14 protein-coding genes and 1 pseudogene are annotated in these 16,511 nt (G+C 54.6%); 7 read left to right on the top strand and 8 right to left on the bottom strand.

Annotation, left to right across the window (positions count from 1 at the left end; genetic code table 11):
• Positions 1 to 137 precede the first annotated feature (137 nt).
• Together KZZ06_RS04885 and KZZ06_RS04890 are read left to right on the top strand one after the other, a co-directional pair.
• Positions 138 to 323, top strand: a complete 186-nt coding sequence (locus tag KZZ06_RS04885) for a PLDc N-terminal domain-containing protein (RefSeq protein ID WP_219578923.1) — start codon at positions 138 to 140, stop codon at positions 321 to 323.
• Positions 324 to 456: 133 nt separating this feature from the next.
• Complete coding sequence (locus KZZ06_RS04890; protein WP_219578924.1) at positions 457 to 1,128, top strand: hypothetical protein; 672 nt, start codon at positions 457 to 459, stop codon at positions 1,126 to 1,128.
• A gap of 52 nt (positions 1,129 to 1,180) precedes the next feature.
• On the opposite strand, the gene KZZ06_RS04895 is transcribed toward KZZ06_RS04890, so the two are convergent.
• The gene (locus tag KZZ06_RS04895; RefSeq protein WP_219578925.1) at positions 1,181 to 3,469 is read right to left on the bottom strand and encodes a glycosyl hydrolase family 28-related protein; all 2,289 of its coding nucleotides are present in this window, start codon (positions 3,467 to 3,469) and stop codon (positions 1,181 to 1,183) included.
• A gap of 242 nt (positions 3,470 to 3,711) precedes the next feature.
• On the bottom strand, positions 3,712 to 5,292 hold the full coding sequence (locus tag KZZ06_RS04900; RefSeq protein ID WP_219578926.1) for a lysine--tRNA ligase: 1,581 nt from the start codon (positions 5,290 to 5,292) through the stop codon (positions 3,712 to 3,714).
• Positions 5,293 to 5,410: 118 nt separating this feature from the next.
• Between KZZ06_RS04900 and KZZ06_RS04905 the strand changes: the two genes are divergently transcribed.
• The gene (locus tag KZZ06_RS04905; protein ID WP_219578927.1) at positions 5,411 to 5,833 is read left to right on the top strand and encodes a tellurite resistance TerB family protein; all 423 of its coding nucleotides are present in this window, start codon (positions 5,411 to 5,413) and stop codon (positions 5,831 to 5,833) included.
• A gap of 54 nt (positions 5,834 to 5,887) precedes the next feature.
• Here KZZ06_RS04905 and dacB read toward each other — a convergent pair whose 3' ends face one another.
• The gene (dacB, locus tag KZZ06_RS04910; protein WP_219578928.1) at positions 5,888 to 7,384 is read right to left on the bottom strand and encodes a D-alanyl-D-alanine carboxypeptidase/D-alanyl-D-alanine-endopeptidase; all 1,497 of its coding nucleotides are present in this window, start codon (positions 7,382 to 7,384) and stop codon (positions 5,888 to 5,890) included.
• A gap of 88 nt (positions 7,385 to 7,472) precedes the next feature.
• On the opposite strand from dacB, the pseudogene KZZ06_RS04915 reads away from it, so the two are divergent.
• Positions 7,473 to 8,297, top strand: a pseudogene (locus KZZ06_RS04915) (DMT family transporter).
• Here the strand turns inward: KZZ06_RS04915 and KZZ06_RS04920 are convergent.
• The 3 genes from KZZ06_RS04920 to KZZ06_RS04930 form a co-directional block, all read right to left on the bottom strand.
• Complete coding sequence (locus tag KZZ06_RS04920) at positions 8,289 to 8,891, bottom strand: nicotinate-nucleotide adenylyltransferase (RefSeq protein WP_219578929.1); 603 nt, start codon at positions 8,889 to 8,891, stop codon at positions 8,289 to 8,291. The pseudogene KZZ06_RS04915 and the gene KZZ06_RS04920 sit on opposite strands and share 9 nt — an antisense overlap.
• A 76-nt stretch (positions 8,892 to 8,967) precedes the next feature.
• Complete coding sequence (locus KZZ06_RS04925) at positions 8,968 to 10,533, bottom strand: sodium:alanine symporter family protein (RefSeq protein ID WP_219578930.1); 1,566 nt, start codon at positions 10,531 to 10,533, stop codon at positions 8,968 to 8,970.
• 11 nt (positions 10,534 to 10,544) lie between these two features.
• Positions 10,545 to 10,985: a universal stress protein gene (locus KZZ06_RS04930; protein ID WP_219578931.1), complete on the bottom strand. Its 441-nt coding sequence runs from the start codon at positions 10,983 to 10,985 to the stop codon at positions 10,545 to 10,547.
• Between the two features lie 472 nt (positions 10,986 to 11,457).
• Here KZZ06_RS04930 and ettA point away from each other — a divergent pair, with 472 nt between their 5' ends.
• The gene (gene ettA, locus KZZ06_RS04935; RefSeq protein WP_219578932.1) at positions 11,458 to 13,113 is read left to right on the top strand and encodes an energy-dependent translational throttle protein EttA; all 1,656 of its coding nucleotides are present in this window, start codon (positions 11,458 to 11,460) and stop codon (positions 13,111 to 13,113) included.
• Between the two features lie 63 nt (positions 13,114 to 13,176).
• On the opposite strand, the gene KZZ06_RS04940 is transcribed toward ettA, so the two are convergent.
• A complete protein-coding gene (locus tag KZZ06_RS04940; protein WP_219578933.1) occupies positions 13,177 to 14,130 on the bottom strand; it encodes a response regulator in 954 nt (317 codons plus the stop codon).
• Positions 14,131 to 14,517: 387 nt separating this feature from the next.
• Between KZZ06_RS04940 and KZZ06_RS04945 the strand changes: the two genes are divergently transcribed.
• A complete protein-coding gene (locus KZZ06_RS04945) occupies positions 14,518 to 14,724 on the top strand; it encodes a cold-shock protein (protein WP_005851393.1) in 207 nt (68 codons plus the stop codon).
• Between the two features lie 137 nt (positions 14,725 to 14,861).
• Complete coding sequence (locus tag KZZ06_RS04950) at positions 14,862 to 15,413, top strand: L,D-transpeptidase (protein WP_219578934.1); 552 nt, start codon at positions 14,862 to 14,864, stop codon at positions 15,411 to 15,413.
• A 78-nt stretch (positions 15,414 to 15,491) separates the two neighbouring features.
• Here the strand turns inward: KZZ06_RS04950 and KZZ06_RS04955 are convergent, their stop codons facing one another.
• Complete coding sequence (locus tag KZZ06_RS04955) at positions 15,492 to 16,481, bottom strand: ABC transporter substrate-binding protein (protein WP_219578935.1); 990 nt, start codon at positions 16,479 to 16,481, stop codon at positions 15,492 to 15,494.
• Positions 16,482 to 16,511: the final 30 nt, after the last annotated feature.

Below are 16,511 nucleotides of genomic sequence, written 5' to 3' on the forward strand. Positions count from 1 at the left end.
GGCGGCCATTCCACCCCTACGTGTGGAAGGCAAACGTACATCCGCTCACTAAAATTTGAAGTTCTTCTCACAGGATTGGGAACAATTAGGCCCATTGGCAAGTTGACCACCCAGAACAAATCACAAGGAGAGCAACAATGGAATATGGCATTCTAGGTCTAATTATCTTGATCGCTGACATCTATGCGATCGTCAAAGTCATCGGCTCCGGCGCGTCAACATTGGCGAAAATTCTTTGGGTCGTCGGTATTTTGGCATTCCCAGTCGTCGGCTTTATCGTGTGGCTGCTGGCCGGCCCACGCGGTGGCACGATCAACGTCTAAATCGACATGATGCGACAGATAGGGCCTGCAGTTCATTCTGCGGGCCCTTCTTTTTGGATAATTCATTTCAAAGCGTAAGCAATTTATTAAGCACAATTGAGCATGTTTCCCGCGAAAGGGCGGTGCTTCAGACATGCTTCGTATATTGGCGATTGTGCTGCTTGTTCTCGACATCTCGCCGGCCACCGCTGGCGCGTGGATGCGCGACAAGGGCAGCGGATACTCCTCCACTACGCTCAGTACCACACTCTCGCAGGATTTCTCAGAGAGCACATACCTTGAGTTTGGCGTACGCGACGACCTGACATTGGGTGCCGAAGTCGCATTTCACACGTTCTCGACCGGTATTCAGTCTGGGTCTGCAATGGTGTTTCTGCGGCGTCCTGTCGGTGGGCGCGACAGACCAAATATTTGGGCATATGAACTGGGTTTCGGTGCTGGTTGGTCGGGTGACATTGTCCGTCCCTACGTCCGGGGTGGGCTATCGTGGGGGCGCGGCTATCAGCTTAGGCAGTTGAACGGATGGATGACGGTTGATGCATCGCTGTTCATTGATACCTACTATGCTGAACACATTGGAAAAGTTGACAGCACCATCGGCCTGAATTTCACCGACCGCTTTTCCGGGATGGTGCAGGTTTTTCACGCTGCGACACCCAACATCAGCGCCACATCAATCGCGCCTTCGATCTTGTTCAAACCGCTCAAACGCAGACCCAATATACGGTTGCAAATCGGGGCCGAAACCCAAATTGGCAATGCAGAAAACTCGGCCCTCAAAATTTCATTCTGGAGAGATTTTTAGGGCCTTTCGCGAGGTTAACGGCGAAAGGCCCCGTTTGGTTAACGCCCGTTGGTTAACGCTTGTCCATACGCGCCTGCAAAAAGACGGATCCCTTCACGCTGGTACTCCAAACGAGATTCAGCAAATCCCGGTTCGGGCCCTGATCCGTCAGCACATAGGGCATCGTGAACTGTGCGACATTTGACGCATTCCGCACCGGACCGTCCATCGTGATACTATCCACCGCAATCGCCCAGCCCCCGAACGGAAACCGTTCGGAAATATCGACGGTCCAGTTTTGCGCCTCACTTGATTGCGAATGCTCGACCTGCACGGGGTTAGCAACGGGATAGGTCACGCCGTGAAACGAATTGCCGGTCATTTCAATATTACGCATGCGCGAAAAATCCATGTCGGCAAAGCTGGTGTCGATCCTCTCGACCCGGTCAATCCAACCGTTCAGACTGCGGAACCGGTTGTCGTTAATAGTAAGACCGTTGATCACATGCCCCGAGCCGTGCGGCTTGATCACGATATAGCTGAACCAGGGCGCGACCTCGCCTGACAGGAAAATATTTCCGCTGATGGCCAACGAACTAAAGGAGTATTCGTTGCTATAATCCGGGGCCTGATCTTGTTCATTCGTCCATTCAATAAAGCAGTTGTCGATATAATTGCCCTGCACCACTGACCCGGTATGCTGCGCGGCGATGATCAAACCCGCAGAGCGGATACCATTGATCACCGTGTCGCCCTGGAAAAAGTGATTGCCGGTGATGATGTTATTCTGCCCCGCAATCAGCGCAAAATGCCTGAACCGCGTGGCACGGTTGTCCCGAATTTTCACATCATTGGCGTTGCAATTGATCCCGATCGTCTTGCGGTCGGCAACATTCAAACTGTCTTCCGACGACAAGAACTGACAACGGTCGATAAACATTCCCTGACAACCACCGCCGATCGACGTAACGCCCCGATCCTTCGGTCGCGAGACAAAACAGTCGCGCATGTGGAACGTGATCCCAGAGGGCGCAAGGTTCACGCCGCTAGCCACGTTGTTGCACTGGATTTCGATGTCAGACAGCACAAACTTACTAAGCGATCCGTAGTTGCTGAAATCCAGCATGTACTGAAACCGCGAAAAGCTGTAATTCTGTGTGCCGGCGGCATCATATAACGGGGCGTTCAGGGTGATCTCTTTGCTCGCCACGTTTTTCGACCGCACATAAATCTCGCGTCCGACGCCCCCCCCTGACACCAGCGCACCGACCGGTACATTCGCAATATTGGTGACATTGGTCAGAGTGCGCGCATTCGACGGTGTATATGTGGCGTTCGAGGTGACGGTGACCGTATCCCAATCACCGTCACTGGACGCTTCAAACTGACCGTTTCGGATGATGCGACGGGTGGCATAGCTTGTACGTTCGGGCGTTGCAGCCTGCATATCGATCGGCCCTGTCACATAAATCTTGCGGCCACCCATATCCAGCGATTCATGATCCGAGTTGTTCAAAAGCGCCTGATACGCCTTACGAAAGGCAATTTCTTCGCTCTCGAACGCGTCAATATAGTTTGGCAAATCAAAGTTGCGGCGCAGCTGTAGAATAGCAGTTGCGGGCATGGTCACTTTGCCCTCGAACAGGGTTTCGGTGTCAAATGTGACATCGCCGTTCAGAAAATACGTCCCCTTTGAAATCAGCACCCGCCGCCCTGCGGACGCAGCATTCGCTGCATTAAAGGCAGCAGTATCATCGGTGACGCCGTCGCCAACCGCGCCGAAATCACGCACATCAATCTGTGCCAACATATCCACCAAGAACGCGCTGGTGATGTCTTCGACCTGCAGGTCATCGATCCGAACCACGCCGCCATTTGGGCCGGTCAGATCAAGGCCAAAATGCCCGTAAACCGGTTCGGTCCCCCAAACCATGTCCACGCCGCTGCGCTGGCCAGACCCTACAATGGCGCTGACCTCGACAACGTCACCATAGCTGGAAAGCTGCACAGACGACCCGATTTCGGTCAATCCTCCCACACGACTGCCGTTGCCAAGGGCGGGATATCCCGCGATCCGCACGGCGGGCAGGTTGCCACTAATTGCTTTGATCTTGGCCGTTATGCGCAGATAGCACCCAGGCAACAGCGGTGTCTGGCCCATATAACGTAGCTTTTGCGTGCTTTGCGTTTTGATCAACTCTAACGCGCCGCCAAAATCCTGATCCGCAGGAATGAAAGCGGCGTTGATCGCATTGGCATAGGTATCGGAACCCGCAGTACCGTCCCCGCTTGAATACACATCCAACCCGTTTGCAAAGATTGCTGGTGTCAGGACAAGCCCGTCCGTAATCGCCTTGTTCATCACTATCCCCTTTCAGAAACCGCGGTATATGCACGGCGGTCCATCTGTTGCGTCACCCCGGCGGTATGCCGGCATGCGCAGTTGGATAGTTACGGTTCGTTAACCGGCGCTAAGGGGACCGAACGCTGGAAACAAAAATGCGCCGCTTGCCAGACCAACTTGGGCGGGCAAACGGCGCATTATTTTAAGGGATAGTGAGCGACTGAACCCACGCGTCAGTTTCAGCCGCTGCTCGTAAGACTTTACGCTGAGACCAGTTTTCCGGCCAACGCTTCCTCAATCAACGCGACGGTCTCATCTACACCGTATAGCGCAATGAATCCGCCGAAACGCGGGCCTTGGCTGGCACCCAAAAGCACCTCGTAAAGCGCGGTAAACCAATCGCGCAGCGGATCGAAGCGTTCTTTGCCGACGGCGAAAACCATCGTTTGCAAAGCTTCGGCATCCAGCCCGCCATCCCACGCCTTTAGCTGATCGCGCAGGTCTTCCAGTGCTTCGCGTTCCATATCTGTGGGCGCACGGAACACTTTGGTCGGCTTCACAAAGTCATTGTAGTAGCGCACTGCATGATCGGCAGCGGCGTCCATGCCGGGGTTACCTTCGGGCGTCGCATCCGGCGCATAGCGCTGGATAAAGCCCCACAGCTGCGATTTTTCCTCGGCCGAGGAAACGGACGCAAGGTTCAGCAACATCGAATAGGGCACGATCATATCGGACTTGGGAACATCACCGCCGTGGATATGCCAAACCGGATTGTTCAACTTGGCCTTATCATCCTGCGTCTCATAGGCACGCAACTGCTGATGATATTCATCCACCGCTTTCGGAATAACGTCAAAATACATCCGTTTTGCTGTCTTGGGCTTAAGATACATGAAATAGGACAGCGATTCCGCGCTGGCATAGGTCAGCCATTCATCAATCGTCAGGCCATTTCCCGATGATTTCGAGATTTTGTGGCCGTCCTGATCCAGGAACAATTCATAGGTGAAATGCTCAGGTGCGCGTGCGCCCAGAATCCGGCAGATCGAATCGTAGATCGGCGTGTTGGTCGAATGGTCTTTGCCATACATTTCGAAATCGACGCCCAAGGCCGCCCACCGCGCCCCGAAATCCGGCTTCCATTGCAGCTTCACATTGCCACCTGTCAGCGGCAACGTCATCTCTGTGCCGTCCGCATCGTCAAAAGTGATGGTGCCCGCTTTGGCGTTCACTTCTTTCATCGGCACGTACAGGATACGACCCGTTTCAGGATGGATCGGCAAAAAGATCGAATAGGTCTGGCGACGCTCTTCACGCAAAGACTTAAGCATGACCGCCATGATTTCATCGTATTTTTCAGCGGCGCGCAAAAGTATTTCGTCGAATTGCCCCGATCCGTAAAATTCGGTGGCCGAGATGAACTCGTATTCAAAGCCAAATGTATCCAGAAACCGGCGCAACATGGCGTTGTTATGCGCGCCGAAACTGTCATGCGTGCCAAACGGGTCTGGCACAGATGTCAGCGGACGTTGCAGGTGCTCGGCCAGTGCTTCGGGGTTGGGAACGTTGCTCGGCACCTTACGCATGCCGTCCAAATCATCGGAAAAGCAGATCAAACGGGTCGGAATGTCGCTGATCAGCTCGAAAGCGCGCCGGATCATTGTCGTGCGCGCAACTTCGCCGAAGGTACCGATATGCGGCAGGCCCGATGGGCCATATCCGGTCTCGAACAAGACGTATCCCTTCTCGGGGGCCTTATTTGCATAGCGTTTCAACACCCGGCGTGCTTCCTCAAAAGGCCATGCTTTGCTGGTTAAGGCTGCTTCACGCATCTGCGACATCTTTAAAATCCATCAATTTTGCCTGTCACCCTATGTATACAAGCAGGCTGTTCCTATTGCGTCCCCCACTGGGCGTCAATAATCTGACCCTTATGAGCTGGCGATACAGGATATTCCAATGCCCGAAGACACATCCCTGATACTAAGCGCCCAGGATTGCCTTGTCGCGCTGATGATTGCAGTCTCCGCGTCGGACGAAGACATTCGCACAACCGAGCTGATCAAGATTCAGACGGCCGTCAATACGCTGCCGATCTTTTCAAACTACGATAATGATCGCATCAGCACCGTAAGCCAGATGGTCTTTGACCTGTTCGAGCAAGAAGACGGGTTGGACGCGCTCTTTGGTCTGATCAAAGGGGCGTTGCCGGACCGGCTGAACGAAACCGCCTATGCCCTTGCCTGTGACGTCGCTGCCGCAGATGGCAAGCTGGAAGAGGCAGAACTGCGCCTGCTCGAGGAAATCCGCTACGAGCTGGAGCTGGACCGTCTTCACGCCGCTGCGATCGAGCGTGGTGCGCGGGCACGCCACGTCACGTAACCCGCCGGAATTTTCAAAAAATTCCGACCCGTTTTCTTACAAAGAAAACGGCACCTAACTCAGGTAGGTAGCGCCCCAACGTTCTATCAGCTTTTGCTGCAAACGTTTTGCGCGCGCATTCCATGCCTGGCCGCCGTCAGGTCTTTCTCGTTGTGCACGGCTCAGCGCGGCCCGGCGCGTTTCATCCGCTGAAAACACAACAAACGCCATTTCGCGCCCGTTCGGGGCCTGAATATACCCCGCAAGGGTCGAGACGAAATTCAACGTTCCGGTTTTTGCATCAACCTTGATCGGGTGGTCGCGCTTGGGCCTGCCCTTTTCATCGCGCAGTACGATTGTCTTTAGAATAGGTTTCAGGGTGCCAGTATCGTTCACCTTCACCAAAGCAGTCAGCATATCGCTTGCTGAAATCCGGCTCTCCGAACCCAAGCCTGAATGATCGACCAAAGCCGGGTTTTGCATGCCCAGCGTGGCTTTGGCCCATTGGTTCATCTCAGCCGCAGATTCTTTAAGTGTTTGCGGTGTTTTACCCCGGGCAATGGTCGACGCCAAACCGGTCATTTCCGCCGTCAGGTTTGTGGAATATTTTAACATGTCGCGCAGGATTTCGTGCAAGGGCGCGCTTTGCTGCGTCACGACCACCTCGGCCTCGGCCGGCAGGGCATCAATCATCTGAAGGTCGCGCAAGCGTATCCCGTTTGCGCCCGCCATCGTGGTAAAGATATCTGCGGCATAACGGCCCGGCTTGCGCACGGGCAACCAGCGCGCACCATTTTTCCCCAGTGCCTGTTTTGCCACCGTCCACGTATCACGTTTGCTGTCGTCACGGTACGTATAGACCGGAACCGCACGATCATGGACTTGCATCACCGCCATTGAAACCTCGGGGCGATATCTTGCGGACCTGCCATCCATCGTCACGGCATAGCCGCTGTTGCCCCGCTTCCATTCGAAATGAACCCGGTTAAAATTCAACGCCAGCCCACTGACACCGGGGTTATAGCCGACATGGTCAGGTTGTTCCGGGTCGATCCGGCTTACACGCGGGAAATTCCCCTCATAGACCTTAAAGCCGCCTTTAACGCTGTGAATACCCGCTTCTTTAAGACGCGCAGCCATCGCAGCAAGGGCGTCCGTATCCAACGTCGGGTCGCCGCCGCCCACCAAGATAAGATCCCCCTGCACCTCGCCTTCCGTGATCCCGCCTGTCACCATGATCTGAGTCTCGAACCGGTGATCAGCCCCCAAGGTATCCAGCGCATAAAGGGCGGTGATCGCCTTGGTCACACTGGCAGGCATAAGCCCCACCGTCGGTGCCTTTTGTTCCAGCACGGCCCCGGTCTTGGCATCAGCGACAACAAACGCCACCTGCCCTTTCAGATTTGCGGCTTCGATCAGTTCCGACGCGGTTGGAATGGCACGCTGAAACAGATCACCGCCGCGCGGTACTGGCCGCAAAGATGTGTTCGGCGGGGCGGCAAAGGCCGCAGGGGCAACAATACCCGCCGCCGCAGAGCCCAGAAAGAACCGACGTGAAAATAGCTGTGTCATAGTGGAAGGTTAAAGCCGACGACGCGGGGTGATACAAGCATCTGCAATTCACATTTTAAAGGGTTATCCCTCATGCTAGTGCTGCCTTATGCAGCGGGCAATCCTTATCATGTTCATGGCCATGTCATTGATCCCCGCCGGGGACAGTGCTGGCAAGATATTAACATCGCAGATGGGCGTTGCTCCGGTTTTCGTCGCGTGGTCACGGTTCGCGATTGGTATGATTATTCTGATCCCGTTTATTCCCGATCACACACGCGCATTGTTTGGCAATTGGCGCATCTGGATACGCGCGGCGATGATCTGCGGCGGCATCACCTGTATCCAAACCGCCCTACAAACTGAGGATGTGGCAAATGTTTTTGCAGCCTTCTTTGTCGGTCCTTTGCTCAGCTATGTTCTGGCGGCTGTATTCCTGCGCGAGCCGATCACGCTTTAGCGCAGCACACTTATTCTGATCGGATTTGCGGGTGTCCTGCTGGTGGTGCGCCCCGGCGTTGATGTCAGCGTCGGGCTGCTCTGGGCGCTCGCGGCGGGCACCTTCTATGGCATATTCCTGACCATGACACGTTGGCTGTCCGGGCTGGCTTCTCCCTTGCAGCTTTCGTTCACGCAGTTGGTCATTAGCGCCGGGTTGCTGCTGCCCTTTGGGCTGATGCAACTGCCCGAATTCTCGGCCCCCGTTGCAGCGCTTACAGTGACTAGCGCCGCCTGTTCCATGCTGGGAAATCTGCTAATGCTTTATGCCTACCGGATAGCGCCGGCGACCAAAATCGCACCGATGATTTATTTCCAACTGCTCTCAGCCGTCGGATTGGGATGGGTGTTGTTCGGGGCCCTACCAGATGTGATGACATGGATCGGGCTGGCCATCATCCTAAGCGCCGGAATTGCGTCAACCCGCCTAAGATGACCACTTGCCAGCGGCGCGTATCGCGCTCGAGCTGACATTCATCATCGGGACATTCACAAAACACCATGCTGGCGCATCGGCATGGCCCAAAAGCTGACTTTGCCGGGCGGGAATGCGGTACTTGGCGTATAGCGCTGCGGCCCTGCTCATCCTTGCGGAAATGCGTTGACCGGGCCGCGCCATCACGCCGATCGGCACGGTTTCAACAATCTGCTGCCAATCTTGCCAGTGGTGCAATTGCGCCAGATTATCAGCCCCCATCAGCCACACAAACCGTACACCGGGGCTGCGCCCCCGTAATGCTGCAATCGTCTGCGCGGTAAAGCGGGTGCCCAATTGCACCTCTACATCTGTGATATCAACCCGGGGATGCTGCATGACCTGCCGCGCGCGTTCCATGCGTTGCGCAAGCGGCGCGGGGCCATGCGCCTTAAGCGGGTTACCGGGGCTGACCATCCACCAGATGCGATCCAACCCGAAGCGTTTTAATGCCTCGCGTGTGATATGCGCGTGGCCTTCGTGGGCAGGATCAAACGATCCGCCCAACAGCCCGATCACCTGACCCGGTGCCACATATGGAAATGGATAGCCCACGAAAACGGCCCCCGAAATGCATCAGGGGCCGAAAGGAGAGGGTCTTGCCCTCTTTGTCAATTAGCTAATCGACTGGTCAGTCGACGAACTTCTTCAGCTCACCCGATTTCAAGCGGTCGAAATAGCTTTTCATCTCGCGCTTGACGATGGGCATGAGGAAGTACAGCGCCGTGATGTTCACCACAGCCATGGCAAAGATCATCGCATCAGAGAAGTCGATGACAGCGCCCAGATTGGCCGCAGCACCCACAATGATGAAGAAGCAGAAGATGACCTTGAACACGATCTCTTTCGTCTTCCCTTCGCCCACCAGATAGGTCCAAGCCTTTAGACCATAGTAGGACCAGCTGATCATCGTCGAGAAAGCAAACAGCACCACGGCGACAGCCAGCACATAGGGGAACCAGCTAAAACCAGTGGCAAATGCCGCCGACGTCAGTTGAACACCGCTGGAACCATCGATGGTCTTGATCGACGTCCCTGCCTCGTTCAGCATAAAGTTGCCTGTCGCAGGGTCCATCACCAAAACGCCTGAAATCGTGATCACCAAAGCTGTCATCGTACAGATCACAACCGTGTCGATAAACGGCTCAAGCAAGGATACGACCCCTTCGGTCACCGGCTCTTTGGTCCGTACGGCAGAGTGTGCAATAGCAGCCGACCCAACGCCCGCTTCGTTCGAGAACGCAGCACGTTTGAACCCTTGGATCAGAGCGCCAACAAAGCCGCCCGCGACACCAAGCCCGGTAAAGGCACCTTCCCATATCTGACCAAAGGCCCAGCCGATTTTGTCATATTCGACAATCAGGATGACCAAGGCCGCCGCCACATAAAGGATACCCATGAACGGCACGACCTTTTCCGTGACCTGCGCGATGGATTTGATTCCACCAACGATTACAGCAAACACCACGACGGCAAAGACAACGCCCGTGATCCAGCCGGGGAAATCGCCGACAATGCCAGAAATCTGCGCATGTGCTTGGTTGGCTTGGAACATGTTACCGCCACCCAACGCACCACCGATGGTAAAGATCGAAAAGACGATGGCCAAAAAGCCGCCCAATGGCAGGCCGCGTTCTTTGAAACCTTTGGTCATGTAATACATCGGACCACCGGAAACGGTGCCATCGGGGTATTCATTGCGATATTTCACACCCAGCGTACATTCGGTGAACTTTGACGCCATGCCCAAAAGACCCGCAAGGATCATCCAGAACGTGGCACCCGGCCCACCTATACCAACCGCGACGGCAACACCGGCGATGTTACCAAGGCCGACAGTACCCGACAGGGCGGTTGTTAACGCTTGGAAGTGGCTGACCTCGCCCGCATCATCGGGGTCGGAATAGTCACCTTTCACCAGCGATATCGCGTGGCCGAACGCCTTGAACTGGATGAAGCCAAAGTAAAACGTGAAAATAGTTGCGCCGACGACCAGCCAAAGCACGATCCAAGGAAAGGACGAACCGGCTACTTCGAACGGCAAGGGGGCGAAAATTAGATTGACGAACCACCCCGTTGATCCTGCGAAAATATCGTTGATGCGCTGATCCAAACCCGCAGCTTCCTGAGCGGAAGCAATCGCGGGCAAAACAGAGGCCGCAGCCGCACCAAGCCCAGTTGTAAGAAACTTATTCATGATCTGCTCCCTTACGGAATAATTGTGACTGGAACGCTGGATGCGACGGCCAACCGGCCCGTCACGCCACCGAACATCCGCTCTTTCAAGCCGCGCAGACCGACACGGCCCACCACGATTTGCAGCGCATTGTTCTTTTTGGCGATGTCATCCAGAATATCCGAAACATCGCCATGCTTGACGATCCCATCGACAGATAGCCCCATTTCGGTTGCAGCTTTTACAGCAGGCTCCATGATCCGCTCTCTCGCCATCGAAAGCTCTTCTTCACGGCGCTTGTGGCGCTCCGCATTTTCTTCCGAAGTCTGAAAGCTGAATGGTGACCATTCAATCACATAGACGATTTTCAGGGTGCAGTCCCCGATTAGCTTGGCTTGGGTGGTCGCGAAAGCCAGGGCTCGATTGCCTGCCTCACCCCCGTCAAGTCCAACGACGATAGTGGATGTTGTCATTATTTTGTCCCTCTTGCTACAGCGCGACCTCTTACGGGTCGCGTTAAATCCAAGGGCAAAAATCACCCCTAGATAGAAGAACGATAACTGACAATGTGAAAATAATTCGCCTGATTTTTAGGCGTTCTTAAGTCGATTTACCTGAATTAACCGGAAATTAACGACTATCTGCGTCGTTTCGCCCCACACGCGGGCCGACTCAAACGGGTGAGAACTTTCATAACATATGCTTTTGGTTGTGTATTTTCGCATCTGCACGGTGCTGGCAAACCACCCGAACTCTGATCATACGTCCTGCCTCGGTGTCGCTTTTTACGGGGTGTTACCCGCGCCACGTGGTCCAGTTCAGGCAAGCCCGCGATCTACACCTTCAAATCCGCTATTCACGCCCCATATATTGAGTGTTTGATCTTGCCCGTCTTGGGCGATATTGCACGTCCCAACCTATATGCAGCTTATCCGAGGATTCCCAATGGCCGCCTATCAATATGTCTATCACATGTCCGGTGTCTCAAAGACTTATCCGGGCGGCAAGAAATGTTTCGACAACATTAACCTGAACTTCCTTCCCGGTGTGAAAATCGGTGTGGTCGGTGTCAACGGGTCGGGTAAATCAACCCTGATGCGTATCATGGCCGGCAAGGACAAAGATTTCTCGGGCGAGGCATGGGTCGCAGAGGGTGCCAAAGTTGGCTACCTCGAGCAGGAACCCTATCTGGACCCCGCCCTGACCGTGCGTGAAAACGTCATGCTGGGTGTGAAAAAGAAGAAAGACATCCTGGATCGCTACAATGAACTGGCGATGAATTACTCGGACGAGACAGCCGATGAAATGGCCGCGCTCCAAGATCAGATCGATGCGGAAAACCTGTGGGATCTCGACAGTCAGATCGACGTATCCATGGAAGCCCTGCGCTGCCCTGCCGATGACGCCGATGTGACAACCCTTTCGGGTGGTGAAGCGCGGCGCGTTGCGCTGTGCAAGCTGCTGCTTGAAGCGCCAGAAATGCTGCTGCTCGATGAACCGACCAACCACTTGGACGCCGAAACCATCGCTTGGCTGCAACAGCACCTGATCGACTACAAAGGCACGATCCTGATCGTTACCCACGACCGTTATTTCCTGGATAACATCACCAGCTGGATTCTCGAGCTCGACCGCGGCAATGGTATTCCCTACGAGGGCAACTATTCCAACTGGATCGACCAGAAAGCCAAACGGCTTGAGCAAGAAGCCCGCGAAGATAAGTCCAAGCAAAAGACATTGTCGCGCGAACTAGAATGGATGCGTCAGGGGGCCAAGGCTCGTCAGGCGAAATCCAAGGCCCGGATCAAGTCCTATAACGAAATGGCAGATAGCTCAGAGCGCGAACGCTTGACCCGCGCGCAGATCGTTATTCCCAACGGTCCGCGTTTGGGCTCCAAAGTGCTTGAGGTCGAAGGCCTGTCCAAAGCCATGGGCGACAAACTGTTGATCGAAAACCTCGAATTCTCGCTGCCACCCGGTGGTATCGTCGGCGTTATCGGCCCCAACGGTGCGGGCAAATCGACCCTATTCAAGATGATCACCGGTAATGAGCAACCTGATGCGGGTTCTATCACAATCGGGAATACCGTTGATCTGTCCTATGTTGACCAGTCGCGTGACGACCTGAACCCTGACGACAACGTCTGGCAGGCGATTTCCGGCGGTGCCGAGATCATCAAACTGGGCGACGCCGAAGTGAACTCCCGCGCGTATTGCGGTGCGTTCAACTTTAAGGGTGGCGATCAGCAAAAGAAAGTCGGCCTGCTATCGGGTGGTGAACGCAACCGTGTGCACATGGCGCGCTTGCTGAAAGAAGGCGGTAACGTGTTGCTGCTCGATGAACCTACCAACGACTTGGACGTTGAAACCTTGCGCGCGCTCGAAGACGCGCTTGTTGATTTCGCCGGTTGCGCCGTGGTCATTTCCCACGACCGTTTCTTCCTTGACCGGATTTGTACGCATATCCTCGCATTCGAAGGCAACGCGCATGTCGAATGGTTCGAGGGCGGCTTTTCCGACTATGAAGAAGACAAGCAGCGCCGCTTGGGTGATGACGCGATGGAGCCAAAGCGCCTGAAGCACAAGAAATTCTCGCGCTAAGCTTTGGCTTTTGACAGACAGAAAACGGGGGCATCTTTCGGTGCCCCCGTTTTTCGTTTGGTCCTACATTTCAGTTGAAACCAGTCGGTCGATATCTTTCATGGTATCTTTGGCGTTTAACGCTTGCTGGCCGATATAGTCGCGCACCTTGTCGCAGGCAGACCGCCCCGTCCATAAACGCTGGTTCGAGATCGCGTGGACAGACAGATCAACCCCCATGTTGCCCGTGGCACCAGCATGCATAGGCTTCTGCGCCAACGCTGCTTTGATAAGGTGTTGCACCGCGGCTGGGCTGACCACATGGCGCGCCAATATCGCGACCACCAGAACGCCATTGCCCACATATCCCAGAATGTAGCGGTTGCTTTGTAGGGCAGTAATCGTTGCCTCTGTGACCTTAGCCATCTGGTCGCAGAATTCCGTAGGCGTGAGTTCTTCAAAGATGTTGCGCATTTGCGGCAGCTTGATTGCCAACAGGTTCATCGCATAGCACCCGTCGGACAGACGCATCAGGCGGCTTTCAAACCCGTCCAGATCAAACACATCCGGGACGCCCTGATCAAAATTCTCATCGCGTCTGGCGTTCACCTGCTCGGTAAGTTCAGCCAGTGAACGACGCGCAGCCTGTTCGCCGCGCAGGCTTTCATTCAAGAGCCCGGCGGTATTGATACGGGCCCCCAAGTCGACACCGTTCAATGGCTTATAGACAAAATCTGTCGCCCCTGCCTCGAACGCGCGTTCCATTAGATCGTGGCGTGTGTTGGCTGTGATCATCAAGATCGGGGTCTTTTGATGCTGTTTCAGTTTGCGCAATTCGGCGCACAGCATGATCCCATCCATGCCGGGCAACATGATGTCCAGCAAGAAGCAGTCAAAATCCGGGCGGGTTTTGTTCACCAAAACAAGCGCCTGCTCAGCATCCTCTGCACAGAACAGATCAAACCCCTGCTCGACTGTAAGATAGTTCGACAACATATCCAGAATTGTTGGATCATCATCCACTGCTAGAATTCTCATAACTTGCCTTACCTGCCTTTTGCGGGGCGGTCGCCCGAGTAGCCGTTCACGACTCGCTATCTGACAGGGTTTTCCGGCATTTTTATGGTCTGCTGTCGCATATTCGATAGAATTGTACCTAACGGTTTCGACCTTTAAAACAGGGCGATCATTGGGCGGCGCGGGGCAAAAAATGGCAAGAATGTGCAACCGTCGGCGCCATTTCGCTGTGCAAGATGGCCCAGTTGCGACCCCCTTGCGCGAATCTCCTGTCTCTGGCATACGGGCATGGCAAACGTTATTCTTTTTCGACCCACTGTCTCCTTACACGGCGTTCAGACTTCGATCCAGACCGACCACGCCAAGCCATCGCACGATGCGGATGGTACACTAGAGGAGACTACGGATATGGCCACTGGCACCGTAAAATGGTTCAACACAACAAAAGGCTTCGGCTTTATCGCACCCGATGGCGGCAGCAAAGATGTATTCGTACACATCTCTGCCGTTGAGCGCGCAGGCCTGACCGGTCTGGCCGACAACCAGAAAGTGACATTCGACATCGAAGCCGGCCGTGACGGTCGCGAATCTGCGTCGAACATCGCACTGGCATAAGCCATCTAGGCTTCGGCCTACACAAAGATTTGACCGGCTGACCCTTATGGGACAGCCGGTTTTTTTGTATCCGTAGGGTTGCCAAAAATTACTCAACCAGCAAGATAGTATAAACAAAAATCAATCAGGAACATCACATGCGCCGCCGCTCATTTATCGCAGGCTCTTTGGCCGCACTCGCCTTTCCACACTCGCTTATTGCCCAAAACGCTGTCTATGACCCGACCCCACAGCCGGTCGCGATCAAGGGCGAGTACAAAATTGGACAGATGTTGATCCTGCCGCGCAGCCACTATCTGTATCTGGTCACCTCCCCCGGCGAGGCCATGCGCTATGGCGTGGGGGTCGGCAAGGCCGGTCTGGAATTCACTGGCACCGCTACAATTTCGGTGAAAAAGGAATGGCCAACTTGGCGCCCCACCGACGAGATGATCGAACGTGAGCCCAAAACATATGCGCGTTTTGTCGGCAACACAGACGCACAGCCGGGTGGCCCCCAAAACCCGCTAGGCGCGCGTGCGCTATATCTGTTCCAAAATGGCAGAGACACCTATTTCCGTATCCACGGTACAACACAGCCCAGCAGCATTGGCCGTTCCGTATCAAACGGCTGCATTCGCATGATCAACGAACATGTAAAAGACCTGTACGAACGCGTGCCGATCGGAACCACCGTCACTGTTCTTTGATACGAGGCGATTCAACCTATCAACTAAAAAGGGCCGGTTCAGAACCGGCCCTTTTCTATTCTGAACGCTAGACTGAACTTAGTTCAGCGCTTTGTCCGTAATTGCATGTGTCCATGCACCTGTTGGTTCTTTCGTGATCACCGGATCAGAACCACCTGACATCAGCGATTCAACCGTACGCTGATAGTCCGCTTCGTCCAGCGCACCATTGCTTCCGGCTGTCAGCTTGGCAACTTCGCTCATCATACGTTTTTGGTGTTCTTCCGTTTGCGCACCCGATGAATCATTCTCAAGAACGATTTCTGCCGCTTCGTCTGGGTTCGCTTCTGCGTATTTCCAGCCCTTCATCGACGCCCGTACAAAGCGCACCATCTTGTCTTCGAATGCGGCATCAGCCAGCTTGTCTTCCAGCACATAAAGCCCGTCTTCCAGCGTCGCGACGCCTTGGTCTTCGTACTTAAAGACGGTCAGATCATCAGGCGTCAGACCCGCATCAATCACCTGCCAGTATTCGTTATAGGTCATGGTCGATACGCAGGCCGCTTGGTTTTGCAGCAACGGATCAACGTTGAAACCCTGCTTCAGAACGGTCACACCGTCCTCGCTGCCATCCGTGGGCAGCTCAAGCTTGCTCATCCAGCTTAGGAACGGGAATTCGTTGCCAAAGAACCAAACGCCAAGGGTCTGGCCCTCGAAGTCATCCGTGGTTTCAATGCCCGCATCCTTGCGGCAGGTCAGCATCATACCGGAGGACTTGAAAGGTTGGGCGATGTTTACCATCGGCAGACCTTTTTCGCGCGCGGCCAAGGCCGCAGGCATCCATTCAACCGTAACATCAGCACCGCCGCCAGCCAAAACCTGCGTTGGCGCGATATCAGGCCCACCGGGCTTGATCGTAACGTTCAGGTCTTCATCGCTGTAGAACCCTTTGTCCAGCGCGACGTAATAGCCCGCGAACTGGGCTTGTGTGACCCATTTCAGCTGCAATGTCACATCATCCGCCGCATGGGCCATCGTGCCCATCAGGCCAACAGCGGCACCGGCGATATAGCTTGTCATTTTTTTCATTATATAGACTCCCTCTTGGTTGGTTTAGTT

Source organism: Sulfitobacter sp. CW3, assembly GCF_019392245.1.
Classification (GTDB): Bacteria; Pseudomonadota; Alphaproteobacteria; order Rhodobacterales; family Rhodobacteraceae; genus Sulfitobacter.